This window comes from Corynebacterium halotolerans YIM 70093 = DSM 44683 (assembly GCF_000341345.1).
GTDB lineage: Bacteria > Actinomycetota > Actinomycetes > Mycobacteriales > Mycobacteriaceae > Corynebacterium > Corynebacterium halotolerans.
The window spans coordinates 2,363,927-2,384,890 of record NC_020302.1; the positions used below are offsets into that span (position 1 = coordinate 2,363,927).

19 protein-coding genes are annotated in these 20,964 nt (G+C 69.9%); 12 read left to right on the forward strand and 7 right to left on the reverse strand.

Annotated features, from left to right (window positions below):
* Window positions 1-106 precede the first annotated feature (106 nt).
* A complete protein-coding gene (locus A605_RS15375; protein WP_149029428.1) occupies window positions 107-481 on the forward strand; it encodes a hypothetical protein in 375 nt (124 codons plus the stop codon).
* Between the two features lie 126 nt (window positions 482-607).
* Here A605_RS15375 and A605_RS10855 read toward each other — a convergent pair whose 3' ends face one another.
* On the reverse strand, window positions 608-1,183 hold the full coding sequence (locus A605_RS10855) for a metallophosphoesterase (protein WP_015401562.1): 576 nt from the start codon (window positions 1,181-1,183) through the stop codon (window positions 608-610).
* Window positions 1,180-1,854 (reverse strand): DsbA family oxidoreductase, encoded by a 675-nt coding sequence (locus A605_RS10860; RefSeq protein ID WP_015401563.1) that lies wholly within the window; start codon window positions 1,852-1,854, stop codon window positions 1,180-1,182. Before A605_RS10860 ends, A605_RS10855 begins: the two co-directional genes overlap by 4 nt.
* A gap of 246 nt (window positions 1,855-2,100) precedes the next feature.
* On the opposite strand from A605_RS10860, the gene A605_RS10865 reads away from it, so the two are divergent.
* From A605_RS10865 to A605_RS10900, 8 genes are all read left to right on the forward strand, one after another.
* On the forward strand, window positions 2,101-4,050 hold the full coding sequence (locus A605_RS10865; RefSeq protein WP_149029515.1) for a BCCT family transporter: 1,950 nt from the start codon (window positions 2,101-2,103) through the stop codon (window positions 4,048-4,050).
* 283 nt (window positions 4,051-4,333) lie between these two features.
* On the forward strand, window positions 4,334-5,269 hold the full coding sequence (locus tag A605_RS15530) for a hypothetical protein (protein ID WP_015401565.1): 936 nt from the start codon (window positions 4,334-4,336) through the stop codon (window positions 5,267-5,269).
* Window positions 5,270-5,344: 75 nt separating this feature from the next.
* Entirely contained in the window at window positions 5,345-5,719 is a 375-nt protein-coding gene (locus A605_RS10875; RefSeq protein ID WP_081602131.1) for an META domain-containing protein, read from the forward strand.
* A gap of 136 nt (window positions 5,720-5,855) precedes the next feature.
* Window positions 5,856-6,554: a YoaK family protein gene (locus A605_RS10880; protein WP_015401567.1), complete on the forward strand. Its 699-nt coding sequence runs from the start codon at window positions 5,856-5,858 to the stop codon at window positions 6,552-6,554.
* A 153-nt stretch (window positions 6,555-6,707) separates the two neighbouring features.
* Window positions 6,708-7,730: a hypothetical protein gene (locus A605_RS14840; RefSeq protein ID WP_015401568.1), complete on the forward strand. Its 1,023-nt coding sequence runs from the start codon at window positions 6,708-6,710 to the stop codon at window positions 7,728-7,730.
* Window positions 7,731-7,826: 96 nt separating this feature from the next.
* Window positions 7,827-8,993 carry an alpha/beta hydrolase gene (locus A605_RS10890; protein WP_015401569.1) on the forward strand — a complete coding sequence of 389 codons (1,167 nt, stop codon included), beginning with the start codon at window positions 7,827-7,829 and terminating at the stop codon, window positions 8,991-8,993.
* Window positions 8,994-9,166: 173 nt separating this feature from the next.
* Entirely contained in the window at window positions 9,167-9,454 is a 288-nt protein-coding gene (locus tag A605_RS15990; protein ID WP_015401570.1) for an antitoxin, read from the forward strand.
* A gap of 137 nt (window positions 9,455-9,591) precedes the next feature.
* The gene (locus tag A605_RS10900; RefSeq protein WP_015401571.1) at window positions 9,592-9,810 is read left to right on the forward strand and encodes a hypothetical protein; all 219 of its coding nucleotides are present in this window, start codon (window positions 9,592-9,594) and stop codon (window positions 9,808-9,810) included.
* A gap of 183 nt (window positions 9,811-9,993) precedes the next feature.
* Here A605_RS10900 and A605_RS10905 read toward each other — a convergent pair whose 3' ends face one another.
* The 5 genes from A605_RS10905 to A605_RS10925 form a co-directional block, all read right to left on the reverse strand.
* Entirely contained in the window at window positions 9,994-11,751 is a 1,758-nt protein-coding gene (locus A605_RS10905) for an ABC transporter ATP-binding protein (protein WP_015401572.1), read from the reverse strand.
* On the reverse strand, window positions 11,748-13,379 hold the full coding sequence (locus tag A605_RS15880; RefSeq protein ID WP_244428980.1) for an ABC transporter transmembrane domain-containing protein: 1,632 nt from the start codon (window positions 13,377-13,379) through the stop codon (window positions 11,748-11,750). Before A605_RS15880 ends, A605_RS10905 begins: the two co-directional genes overlap by 4 nt.
* A gap of 20 nt (window positions 13,380-13,399) precedes the next feature.
* Window positions 13,400-14,221, reverse strand: coding sequence for an ABC transporter ATP-binding protein (locus A605_RS10915; protein WP_015401574.1), 822 nt, complete (start codon window positions 14,219-14,221; stop codon window positions 13,400-13,402).
* The gene (locus A605_RS10920; protein ID WP_015401575.1) at window positions 14,218-15,207 is read right to left on the reverse strand and encodes a FecCD family ABC transporter permease; all 990 of its coding nucleotides are present in this window, start codon (window positions 15,205-15,207) and stop codon (window positions 14,218-14,220) included. Before A605_RS10920 ends, A605_RS10915 begins: the two co-directional genes overlap by 4 nt.
* A gap of 62 nt (window positions 15,208-15,269) precedes the next feature.
* Window positions 15,270-16,334 carry a FecCD family ABC transporter permease gene (locus tag A605_RS10925; RefSeq protein WP_027004282.1) on the reverse strand — a complete coding sequence of 355 codons (1,065 nt, stop codon included), beginning with the start codon at window positions 16,332-16,334 and terminating at the stop codon, window positions 15,270-15,272.
* A gap of 182 nt (window positions 16,335-16,516) precedes the next feature.
* Here A605_RS10925 and A605_RS10930 point away from each other — a divergent pair, with 182 nt between their 5' ends.
* The 3 genes from A605_RS10930 to A605_RS10940 all read left to right on the forward strand — a co-directional run bounded on the left by A605_RS10930 (window position 16,517) and on the right by A605_RS10940 (window position 20,866).
* Window positions 16,517-17,512 (forward strand): iron-siderophore ABC transporter substrate-binding protein, encoded by a 996-nt coding sequence (locus tag A605_RS10930; RefSeq protein ID WP_042440143.1) that lies wholly within the window; start codon window positions 16,517-16,519, stop codon window positions 17,510-17,512.
* A 70-nt stretch (window positions 17,513-17,582) separates the two neighbouring features.
* The gene (locus A605_RS10935) at window positions 17,583-19,031 is read left to right on the forward strand and encodes an FGGY family carbohydrate kinase (RefSeq protein WP_015401578.1); all 1,449 of its coding nucleotides are present in this window, start codon (window positions 17,583-17,585) and stop codon (window positions 19,029-19,031) included.
* Window positions 19,032-19,342: 311 nt separating this feature from the next.
* Window positions 19,343-20,866, forward strand: coding sequence for an MFS transporter (locus A605_RS10940; protein WP_015401579.1), 1,524 nt, complete (start codon window positions 19,343-19,345; stop codon window positions 20,864-20,866).
* The last annotated feature ends 98 nt before the right edge of the window (window positions 20,867-20,964 follow it).

A 20,964-nucleotide genomic window follows, 5' to 3' on the forward strand; every position in this document is an offset into this window, starting at 1 on the left:
TTGCAGGACTCCGCATTGAAAGACGGTGGCCTCCCGCCCTTCGAGCCCTTGCGTTTCCGGGCGGCGTTTCGACATTCAGCACTGCTATTCGAGATATGGTTGCGTTGTGAAGAAAATTCTCGTCATCTGTGCGACGGCTTTGGTGTTGGCGGGCTGTTCGAGCCCCGAGGGTGAGCAGACGGTTACTGAGGTGCCAGCGGAGACCGTTGCTGAGGCGCCGGCAGAGACGGTCACTTTGCCAGAAGGCTACCCGCAGATTGTCCCGATCTCGGAGCTTCCCGAAAACATGCAGTGGGCATTTGAGGGAACAGGCACTGGAGAGGCTGTAGCGGTTGCGCCTGGCGTATGGGCAGAACTTGCCCCGGGAGCGACAGCGGAAGATGCCGTTAATGCGGGGGTATTTAACGGTCACTGTTCTTCTAAGGAAGCGTTCGAGCGAGAATATCTGAACGGGGAGTCGACCGCTGGAACTTGCTGGTAGCCTTATTTTTCCTTCGAGCTTCGCCTGGTATGGCATTGGTTTGAGGGCGTGTCTCATAAAACTATGAAGCGCGGCATGGGATCGAGGATCCCATGCCGCGCTTCCCCCCTAATTGTCAGACACGCCCTAGCCGGCCTCGGGCCGGAACAACAGTTCCTGGACCCGGGGCTGCGGCACCGGCCGCATCCCCCAGGCGTCCAGGCCGACATCCACCTGCCCGGGGCAGCTCACCGGCGACGTCGAATGCAGGTGCCCGTGGACGAGCCAGTCGACGTCGAGCCGCACGTCGTCGTGGCGCGACTCCGTCCTTTCGTGGTCCTGCCCCGGACGCGGGAAGTGGCTGAGGTAGACGGCACGTCCCTCCCAGCGCAGCTTCTGATACGGCTGCACCGAGGCGAAGACCTCCAGGAACTTCGGCTGCATGCGGAAGGCCGACTTGTGCAGCGGGTGGCACGAGTCGTGGTTGCCCGGGACCAGATGAATCTCCAGGTGCGCGGCGTGCTCGGCGATCAACCGCAGCGCCCGCTGTTCGTCCTCCGGGGCACCGCGTGAGAGGTCGCCGAGCACCCACAGGCGGTCGCCGGCCGGCAGCGCGGCGAGATTGGCGAGCACCAGTTCATCATGGTCGTCGACCTCCATCCCGCGCGTACGGGCCACGAAGCGGTGGCCCAGGTGCAGGTCCGAGGTGAACCAGACCGTCACTGGTCGTCCCGGACGCTCTGCCCGGCCTGGTCCGCTTGGTCCGCCTGGTCCGCTTGGTCCAGGGCCTGGGTGAAGACCTCCACCGGCTGCGCGCCGGAGACGGCGAGTCTGCCGTCGAAGACGAAGAAGGGCACGCCCTGCACCCCGATCTGCCGGGCGAGGGCGATCTCCTCGGCGACGGCGTCGGCGTACTCGTCGGAGGCGAGCACCCGGTCAACCTCCGCGCGCTCCAGGCCGACCTGCTCGGCGAAGACGCGCAGCTGGTCGTGGTCGGCGACGTTCTTCCCCTGGGTGAAGTAGCCGGACTTCACGGTGTCGTCCCATGCCGTGCCCAGGCCGCGCCCGCGGGCCAGGTGGCCGAGGCGGTGGGCGTCCCTGGTGTTGGCGTTGACCGCCTCGCGCCAGTTGAACTCCAGGCCGACGGCCGCGGCGCGCTGGGCCAGGGAGGCGTTCATCGCCTCGACCTGCCCGACCGGCATGCCCTTGGACTGCGACAGGTACTCGACCATCGTGCCCTCCGGTTCAGTCGGGGCATCCGGGTCGAGCTGGAAGCTGCGCCAGACGATCTCGACGCCCTCCCGGGCCGGGTGATTCTCCAGCGCCAGGGAGAGATGGCGCTCGCCGACGGTGCAGAACGGACAGACGTAATCGGACCAGATATCGATTCTCACAGTAATATTCAACACCCCCGCTCAGCACTTTGTTCCCGCCCGGATCCCGGGTCACTGGATTTGCCGGAGCGGGGGAACGGCTGAATAATGTCCGACAACTTCCGATTCTTGAGAATTCACCTCCAAATCTGGCCGTGGGAACGGGCAGTGAAGGGAAACACCCCCGTGTCCGATCAGTCCGACAGTAGTACTGACCATCCCCCCAATCCCTCGAACGAGACCCTCGCCGGCGGCCTCTCCCGCCGGCTGTTCGGCCCCACGCGCGGCGCGTCCGTGGGCATCTACCCGCACGACATCCACCCCGGCCTGGTCCCCGGCATCAGCGTGGACGAGCAGCGCAACCGCTTCGGCCTGGACCGCGGTCTCTTCTTCGTCACCGCCGCGCTCATCGTGGCCTTCATCATCTGGGGCGTGACCAACCCGGAGTCCGTCTCCGAGGTCTCCTCCACCGCCTTCGACTGGGGCATGAAAAACACCGGCTGGCTGCTCAACCTGGTGATGATCCTCGGCCTGGGCGTCATGATCTACCTGGCGTTCTCCCGCAAGGGCCGGATTACGCTGGGTCGGGACGACGAGGAGCCGGAGTTCTCCCGCTTCTCCTGGATCGCCATGATGTTCGGCGCCGGTATCGGCGTGGGCATCTTCTTCTTCGGTCCCTCCGAGCCACTGTCGTACTTCCTCTCCCCGCCCCCGCACACCGTCGAGGCGGGCACCCCGGAGGCCCTCCACCAGGCCGTGGCCCAGTCCCACTTCCACTGGGGTCTGTCCGCCTGGGGTCTGTACGCCCTCGTCGGCGGCGCACTGGCCTACTCCACCTACCGACGCGGCCGGGTCTCCCTGCTCAGCTCCGTGTTCCGCCCGCTGTTCGGCGCCAAGCAGACCGACGGCCTGGCGGGGCGCATCATCGACATGCTGGCGATCATCGCCACGCTGTTCGGCACCGCCGCCACCCTCGGCCTGTCCGCCGTGCAGATCAGCCAGGGCATGGAGATCATCTCCGGGGCCGGACCCCTGGCCAACAACACCATCCTGGTGATCATTGCCGTGCTGGGGGTGGCGTTCATCATCAGCGCCGTCTCGGGCGTGGCCCGTGGCATCCGCTACCTGTCCAACATCAACATCACGCTCACCCTGGCCCTGGTGGCCTTCGTGTTCGTCTTCGGCCCCAGCCTCTTCCTGCTCAACCTCATCCCCTCGGGTGTGGCCACCTACCTCGACGAGATGCTGCCGATGATGGGCAAGTCCCTGTCCTGGGGCGAGGAGACCCTGGAGTTCCAGGGCTGGTGGACGGCCTTCTACTGGGCCTGGTGGATCGCCTGGACCCCGTTCGTGGGCATGTTCATCGCGCGTATCTCCCGCGGTCGCACCCTGCGTGAGTTCGCGCTGGTGACCATGGCGGTGCCCACCTTCATTCTCATCCTGGCGTTCACCATCTTCGGCGGCGCAGCCATCAGCTTCCACCGCGAGGGCGTCGACGCCTTCGACGGCACCGCCAGCAATGAACAGGTGCTGTTCGCCCTGTTCGACCAGCTGCCGCTCAGTGCGGTCACCCCGTTCATCCTCATCCTGGTGCTGGCGATCTTCTTCGTCACCTCCGCCGATTCCGCCTCGGTGGTCATGGGCACCATGTCGTCGAAGGGCGACCCGGCCCCGAGCAAGCTCGTCGTGGTGTTCTGGGGCCTGTGCATGATGGGCATCGCCGTCGTCATGCTGCTCGCCGGTGGGGAGACCGCACTCAGTGGCCTGCAGAACCTCACCATCCTCATCGCGCTGCCGTTCTCGGCGGTGCTGATCCTCATGATCGTGGCCTTCCTCCGGGACCTGGCCACGGATCCGGTGGCCATCCGCCGCACCTACGCCCGCACGGCCGTCGAGAACGCCGTCGTCCGCGGCCTCGAGGAGCACGGCGACGACTTCGAGCTCAGCGTCTCCCCCGCCCCGGAGGGCCGCGGCGCCGGAGCGGACTTCGACTCGACCTCCGACCGCGTCACGCGGTGGTACCAGCGCACCGACGAGGAGGGCAACGAGGTCGACTACGACTACAGCACCGGCGAGTGGGCCGACGGATGGACCTCTCAGGACGATGACGACAAGGACCCCGACACCGCCACGCTCCCCGGCAGCGAGGGCGGCGGTGACACTGGTGACGCCGACGAAGACGGTGACGGCACGACGCGGACGTCATCACGCGGGTAGGAGCCGGGTGGACCTCGCGCCGTTCGCCCCACGCACGGAACCGGTGACATGACCGAAGCCCGGGACACGACATTCGTGTCCCGGGCTTCGGCCGTCCTCGGGTGGGCGCCAACTCATAACGGTTTGGCCGTTTCCGTGATCCGTCTGTTACCTGGAGAGATAACCCTCCATCCTGTCATCGCATCCTTTACGTGGGACCTACTTCACAGTAAAGTGTGATCCACATTACGAATCTTCGCCGCGAGGAGCACCACTCAACCATCATCCCGGAAGGGAGACAACCATGGACCTCCAACTGCGTGCCCGCACCGATCAGTTCACCGCCGAGCTCGTCCGCGCCATGCCCCAGCTCACCGTCCCGCAGGCGGTGTCCGCCGCCATGCAACTCGTCGACGCCGTCGAGATCTCCCGCTACGAGGACTTCGGGGCCGTGATCGGCATGGTCAGTCAGCTCCAGCTACGCCCGGCCTCCGAATGGGAGTTCTTCGGCTACGAGCCGAAACCCGACGCCGCCGTCGTCCGGCTCGAGATGCCCCAGGAGGGGCGGGAGGGGCGCGACCGCATCCAGTTCGAGGACCACTATCTGGCCTCCGACATGAAGCGCATCCACCACTCCCAGGTGCATCTGCCCGCCTACCGCGACGCGGTGGGCGGTTGGCGTAAGCGCCTGGGATATGTCACGGAACCGTCCATGGCCTACCTCGAATTCGGGGCCGGCCGCCCGCTGCGGCGCATCGAGATGCTGGGCAACCTGTGGAAGATCGGAGCGGTGGCCACCTGGGAGCACGACTGGGAGGGAGCGACCTCCTGGTGCTACATCGACAACCGTCCCGAGACGGGCGCCGCGCCCTACCTGATGATGAGTGAACTCGACGCCTGGTACCGCCTGCGGATCCACCACGAGGTCGGCCGCGACGGTTTCGTCGAGATCGCCCGCTGCCTCGGCGAGATCTTCTGCGGCTACGTCGACCAGCTCTGGGATCGCCCGGTACCGGCGGGCTCGCTGCGCGGCCCGGAATCCGAGGCCGCGGCCTACATCGCCCTCGAGCGACTCTGGGTGCCCATGCGCTCGAAGCGCACCGAGTGGTTCCACAAGTACGTCTCCGGCGAGCCGATGCCCGAGGAGTTCCGCTGGAACGTGGTCTTCGAGGCCGCCGCCCAGATCGAGGACCTGCTCCGCGGCGACACCGCCCCGGTGACGGTGACGGCAACGGCGTAGGCCGCGGCGGGGCCGGCGGGCCGCAGCCGGCGGTCCGACTTCCGGCTCCCGCCCGGACCGGGCAGGCATGTCTTCATGACTACGAGGACGGTGTTGGTGGCCGTGGGAGCCGCGGCGGGCGCTCTCCTGCTGTGCGGGTGCGATTCCCCGCCGGGCGAAGACGCGCCTGACCCGGAGGGCACCTGGGGTAGCCGGGAGCCCGGCCACCCCGAGCTCACCCTGGAGGCCGACGGCCGCGCCCACGGCACCGACGGGTGCAACCAGTTCACCGGCTCCTGGTATCTCGCGGACACCGAGATCACCTTCGTCGACATGACGAGCACGCTCATGGCCTGCGAAAACGTGGACGACTGGTTCGCCGACGCCGCGACCGCGACCATCGACGACGACACGATGCACTGCTTCGACGCGGCAGGCCGCGAGATCGGCACGCTCCCACGACAGGGGTGAGTACCGCCACCCCGCACACCCCCTCTCGGCATAATCCACCCCGCCGCGGCCACGACGGGCGATACTTACAGGGGCGCCGTGAGCAGCGGATCAATTCCCGGATCCGGGCCCGGCGGGAGTGTTAAGGAGCGTTGGGTTGCTGAGGTACAGCGCCGGCGAACGGAATCTGGCCGCCAGTTACGCGTTCATCGCCGGCTTCGTGGACTCGATCGGTTTTCTCTTCCTCGGGGGTGTGTTCCTGTCCTTCATGTCGGGCAACACCACCCGCATCGCCACCTCCACGGTGGAGGGCGATGCCGGTCTGGCCCTGCTGGCCGGATCGTCTGTGGTGTTCTTCCTCCTCGGCGTGATGGAGGGTGCCCTGGTCCGGCGCCTGGCGGTGAGACACCTACCGCGCCACCGGGTGCGCGAGGTGGTCATGGCGAATATGTGCGTGCTGTTCGCCCTCGCCTCCCTCCTGGTGTTCGTGGACCTGCCCCGGACCGCGGTGGTCCTGCTCTCCCTCGGCATCGGCGCCATGAACAGCATCTTCGAACGCGATGGAGAGGTGGCCATCCCGTTGACGTACATGACGGGCACGCTGGTGAAGATGGGCCAGCGTTTCGTCGACGCCTTCTTCGGCGGCAGCCACGCCGCCTGGCTCGGGCACCTGAAGATGTGGACGGGGCTGACCGCGGGTGCGTTCCTCGGGGCGATGGCCTACCACCGGCTCGGGCTCAACGCCGTGCACGTGGTGGCCGCGCTGACCGTCACCCTCAGTGTCGGGGCCTTCGCCGTCCGCGTCCACGGTCGCCGACACGGCACGATCATCCGTCAGCAGGTCGACCCGCACTGACCGTGCGGCCCCTTTTCGCCGGGCCGGTTGACGGGGACCTGCCGGAAAGGTGGTTGCCGGAGCCCGTCTCCCCGGTATCCTCGCCGGTAGATGACCGCATCGTGGAAAGTGGCGTCAGTCGGCACTTCCCCACCCTGACCCGTAGGAGCCGTCATGACCTTCACCGAGATTCACCGTCGCCTGCGTGAGGAGGAGGACCCGGCGCGTCGGAGGCGGCTGGAGCAGTTCGTCGTCGAGGTGGTGCGCAACCTGCCGACCTACCCGGTGGACCAGGCGGCGCTGGTCGCCCTGCAGGTCAGCGACGTCGTGGACATCCACCGCTGCGAGGATCTGACCCAGGTCATCCAGCGGGCCTGGCGTCTGCCCGTGTACCCGGAGAGCGAATGGCGGATGCTCGGCCACCGGCCGATGACCACCGCCACGCCCATCCGCTTCGAGACGCCCCGGGAGACCCCCGCGGCGGGTGAGCCGACGACGGAGGCCCACTACATCGACCGGGACATGCTCCGCACCCCCGCCGCCGGAGACACGACCGGCTCGTCCCCCCGCTCCCTCCGCTCCGCCACCGGCGACGCCGTCCACGGTTGGTCACGGCGGGTCGTCCACGATGCGGGGGCCGCGGGCGTCTACGTGGACCTCCATGCGGAACTGCCCGCCCACAGCGTGGCGATGCTGGGCAATCTGTGGAAGATCGGGGCCGTGGCCGAGTGGGCCGAGGGACTGGGAAGCGCCACGAGTCGGCAGCGGGTCAACCCCGCGGCGGTATCCCGGATGCCGGCGGGCCCGGCTCTGCCGCACCGCGACGCCTGGTACCACCTCGAGCTCAATCCGCAGCTGGGCCCGGAGGTCTTCGCCGAGATCTGCCTGTGCGTCGCCTCGATTCTCTCCGGTTACTCGCCTCAGGTGTGGGAGAACCCCTATGTGATACGTCGCCGCGGGCCGATGCGGATCATCGAGTGCGAGGCGGCGGGCTACCTCGCCGGCGGCCGGCTGGGGGCTCCCCGCCGCCGCACCTGCACCGAGTGGTTCCGGCTGCACTCGGGCAACGACGAACCACTGCCCGAGGAGTTCCGCTGGGATCTGGTGCTGCACACCGCCGCCCGGGTGGAGGATCTGCTGCGCGGGGACACCGAGCCGGTGTGGATGGAAGCGGAGGCGGCGCTGGGCGGGGACTGAGTACCCCGTCGACCGGGAATGGGATTATTTGAAGGGGAACGTGATAGATTTCCCCCCCGTTCATCATCTCTTTCACCTCCCGGAGGTCCCACCGCCTTGCGCAGGCCAGTTTTCGGCGCCCTCATCGCCGGTGCCGCCATCACCACCGCCCTCGCCGCCCCCGCCACCGCCCAGAGTTCCGGTTCCTCGGACGAGCCGATCCGCGATCTCATCGTCGGCTCCTCCGCCGACCCCGGCTCGAGCGGCTCCTCGCTCAACGCCCTGCTGAGCTCGATGTCCCTGCTCGGCTCCTCCGAGGTCCCCCTGTCGGGCCCGCTGATCAGCTCGGAGGATGGCTACCCGCTGGACACGGATCCCTCGATCGAGACCCCCGCGATCGTCGACAAGCAGATCGAGAACGCGGACCTGCGCCTGGAGCGCTGGACCGTCGCCTCGCCGTCGATGCAGCGCAACGTCGAGGTCCAGATCCTGAAGCCCGCGGACCCGGGTGCCCCTGCCCCCATGCTGTACATGCTCGACGGCATCGGCGGCAGCAAGGGCTCCTCCGGCTGGATCAACAACGGCGCGGGCCCGGAGGTCTTCGCCGAGGAGAACGCCACCGTCGTGATGCCGCTCGGCGCCGCGGCGTCCATGTACTCCGACTGGCTCGAGGAGGACCCCGCCCTGGGCCGGATCATGTGGGAGACCTTCATCACCGAGGAACTCGCGCCCCTCCTCGAGGCCGAGGAGGAGCTGAACTTCAACGGGCACCGCGGCATCGGTGGGCTGTCCATGGGGGCGACCGGTGCCGTGCACCTGGCCAACACCAACCCGGATTTCTTCGATGCGGTCATCGGCATCTCCGGCTGCTACTCCACGATGGATCCGATCGGCCGCCAGACGGTCTCACTGATCGTGGGTTCCCGCGGCGGCGACACCGAGAACATGTGGGGCCCCTACGGCTCCGAGACCTGGCGCGAGCACGACGTCGTCTCCCACCCCGAGGGCCTGGGTGAGATGGCCGTGTACCTCTCGGCGGCCAACGGTTCCCTCACCGAGGCCGACATCGCCGACTACGCCGACGACCCCTTCTACAACATGCTCGCCGGCGTCGTCCTCGAGCGTGGGGTGCTGGACTGCACCGAGGCCCTCGATGACGCGATGCACGACGCCGGCATGAATCACCAGGACGTCGAATACAAGGGGCCCGGCGTGCACAACTGGCGCAACTACAGCGAGCAGCTGCAGCCGGCCTGGGACGCGGTCAAGCACGCCCTGTACTGAGCCTTACGGGCCAGCCTCACCGGCTGACGGGCCGGTGAGCGGCCCCTGATCTTTCCCTGCCAATTGCGCAGCAGGTCCCGGTCCGGAGTCAAAGATCGGTACCCTCGGTAGTGTCCGGGTCACACCTGTGACGCTGTCCCGGAACCCACACGTACCGAGGAAAGGACGAGATCATGGGACTGATGGACAAGGCCAAGGACTTCCTGAACAGCGAGTCCGGCAAGCAGAAGACGGGCGAGTTCCTCGACAAGGCGGAGCGGGCCGCCACCGACCGGCTCGGCGCGGACAAGGCCGACAAGATCGGCAAGGCCCGCGACGCGATCGAGGACCGGCTGGGCGCCACGGGCACCAATGACGCTGCTCCCCCCAGCATGGATCGCCCCGAGGAGCCCGGTGTCGCGGACGGTAAGGGGCGCGACGCCCCCGGCGCCGCCGGCGGCGAGGGCAATCCCCGCCCTTAGTCATCTGCCGGGAGCGGATCAGAGAGCATCCCCGTTCATTGACAATGTGATTCACGTCTCTCAGCTTGGGCAGTGGACCGGGAAAACCAACGGACCGGAAACCAGCACATCTCGACACCACTTAAGGAGTGAGTGTGATGACCGAACCCCAAAGCCCCGTCAAGGACAAGAACTACAACCTCATTTGGGTCCTCGAGGCCTCGCTGCACACCGTCTTCCGGATGGAGAACTACATCCAGGACGCAGAGGAGGCCGGCGACACCGAACTGGCGGAATGGTTCCGCAAGATCCAGGAAAGCAACCGCAAGGCCGGCGACCAGGGCAAGGAGCTGCTGGCCAAGCGCCTCGAGAAGTAACCGCGACCCCTACCGGACGGCGGGACCGAAACCGCCGCACCACTGACAACGCGACGTGAGACACCCGGTCTCACGTCGCGTTTCCCATGCTCCGCCCCCCGTTGCTGCCGGGTGGCGCGGAAACCCCTTGAGTATCCCAGCCGCCTGCGGGCCGCAGCGACCGGCCTCACCCGCAGCCTGCACTCAGCGGCCTTCCGTTCCGCCCTGCCACGCCGCCCACAGCTTCGAGTACACGCCGGATCCGGCGCTCAGCTGCTCGTGGGTGCCGGCCTCGATGATCCGGCCGTGGTCCATCACCACCACCCGGTCGGCGGCCGCCGCCTGGCTCAGCCGGTGGGCGACGATGAGTGCTCCCCGGCCCGCGAGCACGGCGGCCGCCGCGGCGTCGAGACGCTCCGCACCACCGGATCCGGATTCCGCGGTCGCCTCGTCGAGGATCACGAACCGCGGGTCGGCCAGCTGGAGGCGGGCCAGCGCCAGCATCTGCTCCTGCACGGGTGTCAGGCGGTGGCCGCCGTCGCCGATGACCGTGTCGCCGCCGTCGACGAGGCCCGCCACCCACCTGTCCGCGCCCACGGCGGCGAGGGCCGCGTGTGCCTCGGCGTCGGTTGCCTCCGGCCGGGCGAGGCGCACGTTGTCGAGGACGCTGCCCCGGAAGCAGTGCACCTCCTGGCTGACCATGGCGACGAACGACCGCAGGCACACCGGATCGACCTGCGGGGCGGGCACCCCACCGAGGCGGACGGTACCGCGGACCGGGGTGAGCAGTCCCGCGGCGATCAGGGCGACGGTGGACTTGCCCGCGCCGGTGGCGCCGACCACCGCGACGTGCTCGCCCGGGCGCACCGCCAGATCAACGTCCGCGACCACCGCACGGTCGCCGTCGTAGCTGTGGTGGACCCCGGACAAACTCAGCCCCTCCGCCGGGGCGGGAGTGAACCGCCCCGACGGCGCCGCGTGCCCGGCCGCGTCGATGACCCCGACCATGCGCACCAGGGACGCCCCGGCCGACTGCACCTGGTCGAACATGCCCACCAGAGTGCCGATCGGCCCGAACAGGCGGTGGAAGATCAGCGCCGCGGTGGAGACGGCGCCGACGGTGACCGCGCCCGCGTCCACGAGCAGGAAGCCGGCTCCGAGGAGGAGCACGAGCACGACGGCCTCGGCCCGGTTATTGCGGCTGAATGCCCAGGTGACGAACCGGAACACGGAGATCGAGAGGCCGCGCGCCCGCGCGGAGGCGCCGTCGATGCGCCGCAGCTCCGTCGCTTCGGCGCCGTAGGCGCGCAGGGTGCGCACGCCGCCGATCCCGCCGAGCAGCCGCTGGGTCCGCACGCCGAAGGCCTCCCGTTCCCGGCGGTACAACGGCCCGGACCGCGGCAGGTAGGCGCGCAGGGTGGACCAGTACAGGGGGATGGCCACCAGCCCGATCACGCCGAGCCGCCAGTCCACCGCCGTCATCCCCCCCGCGGAGACCACGACGGTGAACAGTGACTGCACCACCAGCGGCAGGACGGTCGTCGCCGCGGCCGAGACCTCGCGGGAATCGTCGGCGATGCGGGAGACGAGGTCACCGCGGCCGGTGCTCTCCACCGCCCGGGAATCCAGCGACAGCCCCGCGGAGAGCACGGCCTCGCGCAGCCGGGCGATCGCCGACTCGAGCGCCCGGCTCAGGAAAACCTGCCCCAGCCAGGTGCCCAGTCCGGAAACCACGCCTGCGGCGACGACGACGCCGGCCGCGCCCGCCACGACAGCGAAGGAGTCCTTCACGGACAAGGTGTCGACGAGCCGTCCGACCACCCACGGGCCCGCGAGCCCGGCGACGGCGGTCACCAGGCCGAGGACGACCACGGCCACCAGATAAGGCCACCCCGGCCGCAGATCCGCCGCCACCCGGCGCGCGGCGCGCCGGGCCGGGGCCTCCGGCAGGATTCCGCTCACGGTCGTCGTCCTTCCGCGCCTGCGCCGGCGAGTTCGATGACCGTGTCGGCGGCCGCGCGGAACGACGGGGAGTCGCTGATCACCAGTGTGGTGCGCCCGGCCCGCAGGCGGCGCACCCCGTGGGCGATGGCGTGGTCCGTGACGGAGTCGACTGCGCTGGTGGGATCGTCGAGCACCAGGAGGACCGGATCGGCGTGCAGCGCCCGGGCGAGCGCGATGCGTTGACGCTGCCCGCCGGAGAGGTTCGACCCCGCTTCGCGGATCCCCCCGTCCAGCCCAGCGGGGTCGGCGTCGACCACCTCGCGGGCCGCGGAGGCCTCGAGCACGGCCGGGTCGACCGGGGCGTTCCCGTCATGGGTCAGCGTGATGTTGGAGCGCAGGGTGCCCTCGAACAGGTCGGCGGAGTGCGGGGCGAGCACCACTCCCCCGGCCGGTCCGACGGCGAACTCCGCGGCCGGCCGGCCGTCGATGACCGCCCCCGGGGCGGTGCCGGCGATGGCCGCGAGCACGGCGTCGTGGGTCGCGGCGTCGGGCACGTCGAGCACGCAGAGGCCGCCGACGGGCAGGTCGACACGCGTACCCGTCCCCGGCGGCCCGAGGGTGACCGCGCCGCGCCGGATCCGGGCGGTACCGGCCCGGCGCGGGTCCGACCGGCCCAGAAACTCGGCGATGCGGGTGGCCGCCCCGTGGGCGACGGCGGTGAGGGCGATGGTGTTGCCGAGCAGCCGGATGGGTTCGGACAGGTACACGGCCACCCCGACGATGCCCACGAGCTGACCGGCGCCGAGGTCCCCGTCGATGACCCGCCAGCCGGCCAGGAGCAGCACGGCCCCCAGGGTCAGCGCGACGGCAAGCTCACCGATCCCGGCGACCTTGCCGGTGACCGATGCCGTGCCCACCGCCGCCCGGGCGGAGTCCTGCGAGGCCGCGCGGTAGTTCTCCCGAGCCCAGGCCTCGCCGCCCAGTCCCTTGAGCACGCGCAGCCCCGCCATGATGTCCCCGGCGCGGGCCCCGGCCTCGGCGGTGGCGGACTGCTGGTCACGGCTGCGCAGGGAGATGCCCCGGCCGAAGCGCGACATCACCACCGAGATCACCGGCGTCACCACCAGCACGAGCAGGCCGATGAGCCAGTCCGTGACCAGCAGGTAGACGGCTGCGCCGAGGAAGCCGGCCAGGGCGGACGCCCCCATCCCGAGCTGGTCGAAGACGGTGACGGTCTTGTCGGCGTCGGCCGTGGAGCGGGACATCACCTCGCCCGGCACCAGCTCCCCGGTAGCGGTGCCGGTCATCGCGTGGGTGGCGACCTCCACGCGCAGGTCGTGGGCCTCGTGGTGGGCGGCGCGGTTGAGGGCGCGGGAGCCGAAGCGATAGGCGAAGCTGAGCACGACGAACAGCGCGGACATCCCGAGCAGGCCGATGAGCAGGGCGCGGGCGTCGCGCGGGCCGATGGCGTGGTCGACGATCAGCCCGATGGCCACCGGGACGAGCGCCTCGCTGAGCTGCCACAGCATCAGGAAGACCGCGCCCGGCAGGCAGGTGCGCCACCGGCGGCGCAGGCTGCGGAGCAGGATGGCGCCGCCGGTGGGCGGGGCGGTGCCGGTCGCCGCGGGCTTCACCGCGTCTTTCACTGTGGGCTTCACTGTGGGCTTCACTGTGGGCTCCGGGAGACGGGGACGACCAGGGGGCCGCCGGTGTGCGGATCGGGGATCACGGAACAGGACACCCCGTACACGGCGGCCATGGTCTCCTCCGTGATCACGTCCCCGGGGGTGCCGTAGGCCAGCATCCGGCCGGTGCGCATAGCGGCGATCCGGGTGGAGTAGCGGGCCGCCAGGTTGAGGTCGTGCAGCACGGCGACGATCGTGCGGCCCTCGCGGTGGAGTTCGGCGAACAGGTCGAGAAGCTCCAGCTGGTAGGCGATGTCGAGGAAGGTGGTCGGCTCGTCGAGCAGCAGGATCCCGGACTCCTGTGCCAGGGTCATCGCCACCCACACGCGCTGACGCTGGCCGCCGGAGAGCTCCCCGACTTGGGCGTCGCGCAGCTCGGTGACGCCGGTGCGGGCCATGGCGGCGGTGACGGCCCGTTCGTCGGCGTCGTTCCACGGTGCTAGGAAGCCCTGGTGCGGGAACCGTCCGCGCCGGACCAGCCCGTAAACCGTCGAGCCGTCCGGTGCGTTGGAGGTCTGCGGCAGCAGGCCCACCCGGCGGGCGGCGGCCTTCGGTTTCCAGCTCTGCAGGGGCGAGCCGTCGAGCAGCACCTGTCCGGTGGTGGGGGTGAGCAATCTGCTCATGCCCTTGAGCAGGGTGGATTTCCCGCAGCCGTTGGGACCGATGATGCTGGTGAAGGAGCCGGGTTCGACGTCGAGGTCCACGTGGTCGACGATCGTCCCCCCGCCGTAGCCGAGGCTGACGCCCCGGACGGACAGGCCCTCATCCGAGCGGCCGGCGGGATACTGCTGCGGGCGGATCACCGTCGACCTCCGCTCCGTCGGGTCTGGAGAACGAGCAACCACATGAGATAGATACCTCCGATGACGACGGTGACGGTGCCCACGGGGACCCCGCCGGGCAGCAGGTGCCGGGCGACCAGGTCGGCGAGCAGCAGCAGGAGCGCACCGGTCAGGGCGCTGCCGATCAGCGGCAGCCCCTCGCTGCGCTGCAGCCGCCGGGCGATCTGCGGGGCCGACAGGGCGATGAACGCGATGGGTCCGGCGAAGGCGGTGACCGCGGCGACCGGGGCGACGGCGATGACGATGATCAGCAGGCGGACGGGCTCGACGCGCACGCCGTGGGCGATGGCGGCGTCGTCGCCGAGTTCGAGCTGACGCAGCGGGCGGGCGATCAGACCGGTGCCGAGCAGGCCCGGCACGATGACGGCCGCGGCGATCGCCACGGACCCGAGGGTGATGCCCGACAGGGTGCCGGCGCCCCACATCGCGGCGTTCATCGCCTCCCCGGCGTCCACCCGCAGCAGGAGCCAGACATTGACGGAGCTGAGCGCCGCGGTGGTGCCGATGCCCGCGATGATCAACCGGTACCCCTCCACCCCGCGGTTGAAGGCGAAGAGGTAGACCAGCAGGGCGGTGGCCACCCCGCCCAGCAGCGCGCCGACGGCCGTCCCACCCGCGCCCGCCCCGATCACCGTCATGGCGATCAGCGCCCCGGTGTACGCCCCCGTGGAGAAGCCCACGACGTCCGGGGAGCCGAGCGCATTGTCGGTCAACGTCTGGAACAACGCGCCGGAGATTCCCAGGGCGGCCCCGAAGAGGCAGGCCGCGGCGACCCGTGGGGCGCGCCACTCGTTGACCACCACGGCGGCGAAGCCGGTGTCCCGTCCGAGCAGGGAGCGGATCACGTCCTGCGGGGCGACGTAGAATTCTCCGATCCCGAGCGCGGCGATCACCAGGCAGACGACCGCGACGGCCAGCACCGCAGTGACGACGCGGCTGCGGGTCACCGCGCGCGGGAACCGGTGCCGGGGCGGGCGGGCCGGGGATCCGGGTTTCGTGGTGTTCCCCCTCACAGCTTCGCCAGCTCCCGTCGGCGTGACAGCCAGATGAGCACCGGGGCGCCGACCACCCCCATGACGATGCCGACGGGCACCTCCCCGTTGGGCAGGATCAGGCGGCCGATGATGTCGGCGGCCAGTACGACGCTCGGTCCGATGAGCAGCGACAACGCCAGCACGCGCAGCAGCTCCGGGCCCACCAGCGCGCGGACGACCAGCGGCACGAGCAGGCCGACGAAGCCGACGGGCCCGGCCACGGCGGTACCGGAACCGGCGAGCACCGTGATGCCGGCGAGGGTGACGGCGCGGATGAGCACCGTGTTGACGCCGAGTGCCCGGGCGGACTCCTCGCCGAGGGAGAGCACGTTGAGCGCCCGTGCCATCCCGAGTGCGACGACCGCCGCGAGCGCGGCCGGCGGCAGGGCCGGGAGGAGGTCGCCCCAGGCCCGGCCCTCAAGCGATCCGGCGGTCCAGGCGGTCATGACGGTGAACGACGCCGGATCGCTGAGCACCAGGGCCTGGGTGATGCCGGAGAGCACCGCGCCGAGTGCCACACCGGTGAGCACCAGCCGGGCGGGGGCCGCGTTCCCACCGGTGACGCCGCCGATGACGAAGACGAGCAGCGCCGCGGCGAAGGCCCCGAGGAACGCGAACGGCAGGAGCGCGCCGGTGGCGGTGATTCCGAGGAAACCCGCCCCCAGGGCGATGGCGAACGCCGCCCCGGCGTTGACGCCCAGCAGCCCCGGTTCGGCCAGGGCGTTGCGGGTCAGGGCCTGCATCAGGGCGCCGGCGACGGCGAAGGAGGCGCCGGCGAAGACCGCCGCCGCCGTCCGCGGGAGGCGCAGGGTGGCGACGACCGAGTTGGCGTCGGTCACGGTGCCGCTCAGTGCCAGCCACACCTCCCGCGGCGGCAGGTCACGGGAGCCGAGCAGCAGACTCAGCGCGGCGAGGACCACCAGCAGCACGACGGCCCCCAGGGCGGCGAGCAGCAGACGCGCGCCGGTGGACCGCCCCGCCGCGGAGGGTGGGACAGTCGGGGGCGTGCCGTGGGTCGACGCCACAGAGCTGGCAGACATCTCATCCTTGAGGTCGGTCGGGCCGGAGGCGGGAGGGCACGGGAGGGGGCCGGCGGCCCGCACAGCCTTTTTCTCAAATAACTTAGGTTACCCTATATGATGACTGGCAACACTTGATAATTCGCCCAGCAGTGGGGCGAGTCCCTACCGAAAGGTCACGGACCGTGAAAACTCCCAGCATCATGCGAACCCTCCGGAAGATGGCCGTCGGCACCGGTGCGGTCGGGGCGGCGGCGCTGCTGCTCACCGGTTGCACCTCGAGCGTCGACACCACCTCCACCGGGGAGCAGGCCGCCGGCGCCACCGTGAGCACCAAGTTCGGCGACGTCACCGTGCCGGAGGACGCCGAGCGCGTCGTCGCGCTGGGCTGGGGCGACGCCGAGACGGCGCTGGCGCTCGGCGTCCAGCCGGTCGGGGCGTCGGACTGGCTGGACTTCGGCGGTAACGGGGTCGGCCCCTGGGCCGAGGGCCTCTACGACCGGCCCCCGGAGATCATCGGGACGCTGGAGCCGGACTACGAGCGGATCGCCGCCCTGCAGCCGGACCTCATCCTCGACGTCAAGAGCTCGGGGGACCAGGAGCGCTACGAGCGCCTCTCCCAGATCGCCCCCACCGTCGGGGTGCCCGAGGGCGGGGACTCCTACCTGACGCCCCTCGACGCACAGGTGGAGATGATCGCCACGGCACTCGGCAAGGAGGACGAGGGCGAGCAGCTGCTCGACGACCTCGATGCGCAGTTCGAGCAGGCCCGCAACGCGCACCCCGAGTTCGAGGGCAGCTCCGTGGCGGTCGCCTCCTTCACCTCCGAGGGCTGGGGCGCCTATGTCGAGGGCTCCGAGCGGGTGCAGTTCATGCAGCAGCTCGGCTTCGAGCAGTCCGAGGATGTCGCGGCCCTGACCGCGCAGGGCTTCACCGCCCCGGTCTCCCAGGAGCAGCTCGACGTCCTGGACGCCGACCTGCTGGTGGTCTTCCCGATCTACCTGCCCGCCTCCGAGGTCACCGAACAGGCCGAATTCCAGCGCCTCCCGGCCGTCGAGGGCGGCCACGCCATCGTCTTCGACGAGGGGGATCCGGAGGAGCAGGCCATCAGCCAGGCCTACTCGCTGAACTCCGTGCTCTCCATCCCGTACGCCCTGGAGAAGATGGTCCCGCTGGCCGCGGAGAAGGTGCGGCAGTAACGGCACCGCGGCCTCGGCCGGGCTGTCCGGCCGCCCGTGCACCCGTTCCCCCGCTGCTACGATCCACAGGGTGACCACGCCCGCGATTCTCGCCCTCGACCTGGGGACCTCCGGGGCGAAGGCCGCCCTGATCGACGTCCGCACGGGTCGCCCCACCGCCAGCGCCTTCCGTCCCTACCCCACCCGGAACCTGCCCGGCGGTGGGGTGGAGCAGGATCCCGCGGACTGGTTGCACGCGGCCCGCGCGGCGATCACCGGATGCCTGGGGGACGGCGTGCGCCCCGCGGCGCTGTCGCTGACCGGCCAGATGCAGGATCTGATCTGTCTGGACGCCTCCGGCCGGCCGCTGGGTCCCGCGGTGCTCTACAGCGACACCCGCGCGAGCCGGCAGGCCACGGAGATTGCGCAGGTGGTACCCGACTGGGAGGAGATCACCGGCAACGAACACAACGCCACGAGCAACGCGGCCATGTTCCGCCGGCTGGCCCAGCTGAACGACCCGCGTGCCGAGGCCGCGACCCTGCTGTTCTCCCCCGCCGGGTACCTGATCCACCGGCTCGGCCTCGGCACGGTCGTCGACGAGACCACCGCCGGCACCACCGGACTATTCGACATCCGCATCCGCGGGTTCTCCGGACAGGTCGCCGCCGCCGCAGGGATCGACGCCGCCGTGCTGCCGCAGGTGCGCAGCGGCCACGTCGGCGACACGGGCGACGGCGCCTTCGAGCTGCTCGGCCTCCCGGCCGGGGTACCGGTGGTCCTGGCCCCGGGGGACGCGACCGCCACCACCGCCGGAATCGTGGGCGTGGCTCCGGGCGACGACTACCTCTACCTGGGCTCCAGTGGCTGGCACGCGGAAGTCCGGGAGGAGATCACGATGGGTGGCCCCGGCGCGGTCCACCAGCTCGCGCTGCCCGATGGCGGGATCCTGCGGATTGCCGCGGTGCTCAGTGCCGGAGCCACGGCACAGTGGGCACGGTCGACGTTCCTGGGTGGGTTACCACCGGAGGACGCCGACCGCATGCTCGTCGAACGTGGGATCCGTGGCTTCCACGGCCTGCTCAGCCTGCCGTCCATCCACGGCGAGCGCTTCCCCGTCCGCGATGACGCGCTCGGGGCGGCGGTGACCGGGATGCGCGCCGGCACCCGACCGATCGACATCTACGCCGCCGTGCTGGAGGGCGTGGCCCTCGGGCTGAGTCACAGCCTGCCGGAGGACGGCGACCGGCCCCTGCCCGTGGTCGGCGGTGGCACGAACTCGCGGCCGTGGATGGAGATCGTCGCCGACGTCACGGGACGCGAGGTCCGCGTGATCAGTGGCGTCGACGCCGCGCTCAATGGTTGCGCCCTCGCCGCGACCGACGCGCTGGGCCTCACAGACACGGGTGTCGCCCCGCTCGTGCAGGGCAACGCCGCCGGGGAGGCCGTCCTGCCGGACCCGGCCGCGCACGCCTCCTGGTGCCAGGTGCGGGCCCGGCACCGCGCGCTGTACGCGGCGCTCGGGCCGAGGCGTCGATAAGCACCTCCTCGGCCCCTCGGGGGCTCCCCCATTTGGTAGGGGGATTCCGGGTCCACGCCCCGTGCCGTAGACGTGTTACAGAAATGTTATGCACCCCTGTTGGCCAGCACTTACCCTCTGATTCCCGTGTCGTGAATCACACAATCGATCTGACTTTGACCCCGCGCATAGGTAATCTTTTCAGCCATCATCAAAACCCCCGGGGTCGGCCGCCTGCGTGCCCCGACCCCTGCTCGCCGGCGAAAGGACCAGATCAGGACCCTGGAAGACCACCAGAACGACTGAGGATCACCTTGAGAGGTTGAGAGCACGTGCGAGAAGAGCACACGCAGAAGAACACAATTGAATATCCCCCCGAGACCACCCCGCGACTGACCTACGACGACATCAACATCGTCCCGCCGAAGAAACTCAAGCCCGCCATCACCGGCACCGTCGTGGGCAATTTCATGGAGTGGTACGACTTCGGCATCTACGGGTACCTGACCGTCACGATGACCGCCGTCTTCACCCAGGGCCTGCCCGAGCAGTGGCGGCTGCTCGCGATGCTGCTCGGCTTCGCCGTCAGCTACCTGGTCCGCCCGCTCGGCGGCATCGTCTTAGGACCGCTCGGCGACCGCATCGGCCGGCAGAAGGTCCTCTACGGCACCATGGCGATGATGGCCGTCGCCACCGCCCTGATCGGCCTGCTCCCCACGGCCGCCGCGATCGGCGGGTGGGCGCTGGTGCTGCTCTACCTCCTCAAGCTCGTCCAGGGCTTCTCCACCGGCGGCGAATACGCCGGTGCCGCCACCTACGTGGCGGAATTCGCCCCGGACAAACGCCGCAGCTACTTCACCTCCTTCCTCGACATGGGGTCCCTGCTGGGCTTCGCCGCCGGTGCGGCGGTGGTCGCCCTGACCAACTGGATCACCACCTCGCTCGCCGGCCCAGGCGCAATGGAGGACTTCGGCTGGCGTATCCCCTTCCTCACCGCCATCCCGCTGGGCATCATCGCCGTGTGGGTGCGTACCCGCCTCCCGGAGACCCCCGCCTTCGAGAACACCCGGGAGGACGAGGACGTCGTCGAGCCCGTCGAGGAGGACCAGGATGACCCCTACGCCCGGCTCAACCTGTCCGGCGTGATCCGCCACCACTGGCGCGCCCTGCTCACCGGCATGGCCCTGGTCGCCGCCACCAACACCGTCGGCTACGCCCTGACCGCCTACATGCCCGTCTATCTGGAGGAGCAGGTCGGCCTGGGGTCGATCTCCGCCGCCGCGGTCACCGTGCCGGTGTTCGCCGCCACAGCGCTGTTCCTGCCCGTGGTCGGCAAGGCGACCGACCGTTTCGGACACAAGCCGGTCTACCTCGCGGCGGTGATCAGCGCGCTGGTCCTGCTGGTCCCGGCCTTCATCATCATGAACCGCGGCACAGTGGCCAGCGTGACCGTCGCCCTGCTGATTCTGGGCTTCATCTACGCCCTGTACATTGCGCACTCCGCCGCGGCGCTTCCGGCGCTGTTCCCCACCGCCTCCCGGTTCAGCGGCATGGGCCTGTGCTACAACGTGGCCGTGTCCCTCTTCGGCGGCACCACCCCGCTGTTCACCCAGTACCTGCTGCAGAAGACGGGCCTCGATATCGTCCCGGCCTTCTACATCATGTTCTTCTCCCTGCTGGCCGGCGTCGCCCTGTTCTTCCTGCCGGAGTTCTCCCAGAAGCCCCTGACGGGCTCCTTCCCCACCGTGGAGACCCCGGGCGAGGCCCGCGAGGTCGTCGCCCACCAGGACACCGACCCCAACATCGACGTCTCCCACATGCCCTTCCCGGAGGTCCGGGAACCGGTCAACGCCTGAGACGCGCGCAGAAGACAGGCCCCGGAACTGGATGTGCACCGGTTCCGGGGCCTGTTGCGTGACGACGCCGTGGTGCCGCGCTGCCGTGCACGCCGCTC